Annotated in this window: 2 protein-coding genes; both read left to right on the top strand. The window is 62.8% G+C overall.

Annotated features, from left to right (window positions below; all coding sequences use genetic code 11):
- Nucleotides 1–751 (top strand): DUF2705 family protein (locus tag QT222_RS00765; protein ID WP_491475986.1); only part of this gene is annotated, 751 nt, incomplete at its 5' end.
- Nucleotides 752–827: 76 nt separating this feature from the next.
- On the top strand, nucleotides 828–1,116 hold a 289-nt coding region (locus QT222_RS00760), incomplete at its 3' end, for a beta propeller repeat protein (RefSeq protein WP_491475985.1).

The raw sequence follows: 1,116 nt of genomic DNA, 5'->3' as shown, positions 1-1,116 counted from the left end.
CGTCATCGTCAGCGCGCTGCTCGTCGCGACGGTCGGGCTCACCATCGCGGTCTTTCCGTCGTTCGGGCAGTCGGATATCGACTTCACCGAACTACTAGAGTCGTATCCGGAGGAATTTCGGACGGCCTTCGCCGGGAGCGTCACGGACCTCTCTTCTCTGGAGGGATATCTCGTCGTCGAACTCTACCAACTCGTCTGGTTGCTCATCGTCGGGAGCTACTTCGCCTACGCGGCGGGGTCGCTCATCGCGGGCGAGGTCGAGCGCCAGTCGGTTGAACTCGTCCTCGTTCGCCCGGTCTCGCGCACCCGGTTCGTCGTGGGAAAGTTCCTCGCGATGCTTCCCGCAGTCGCATTCGTCGATTTCGTCGTCTTCGCGGCCGTCGTCTTCGGTGCTGGTCTCATCGACGAGGAGATTCACCTCACCCAACTCCTCATGGTCCACGGGGTCGGTGGTCTCTACCTCGTCGCGTGCGTCGCCATCGGTCTCCTCGCTTCGGCGTTCTTCCAGCGGGTTCGCCGGGCGCAAGGGACCGCCATCGGCGTCGTCTTCGGGTCGTTTCTCCTCGACTCGTTGACGCTCGATACCGATTACGAGTTCCTCGGGTCGCTCTCGCTCACCCGCTACATCGACCCGGGCGAACTCCTCGTCGCCGGTGACGTAGATTGGGGTGGCGTCGCTATCCTCCTCACTGCGACGTGCGTGCTCGTGGTCCTCGCGGCCGAGGTGTTCGAACGCCGCGACTTGTCGTAGCCGGGGTCGAACCGGTTCGTAAACAGATGTGTCGCCTCGCCCCCGACCTTTTACTCTGCAGACACGTATCCTCTCCATGCATCTCTACGCAGCAGCAAATGGTGCGGTCCTCTCGGTCACCGGGACCCTAGATAACCCGCAAACCAACTCGCTGGACGACCTGCAGACCACTCGACGTCTCGACGAACACCGTATCGAGTGCATCGCCGCCGACCCACGAGAACCGCATCGGGCCTTCTGCGGCACCTTCGATGCAGGACTATTCCGGACGAGAGACGGTGGTGATACGTGGCACTCAGTGGGGGAAGACACCGTTCTGGAGTCGGTGACGAGCCTCGCTATCTCCCCCACCGACCCCGACGTGG

The organism is Haloferax sp. s1 (assembly GCF_058382125.1).
This window is presented reverse-complemented; position numbering and strand designations above follow the sequence as displayed.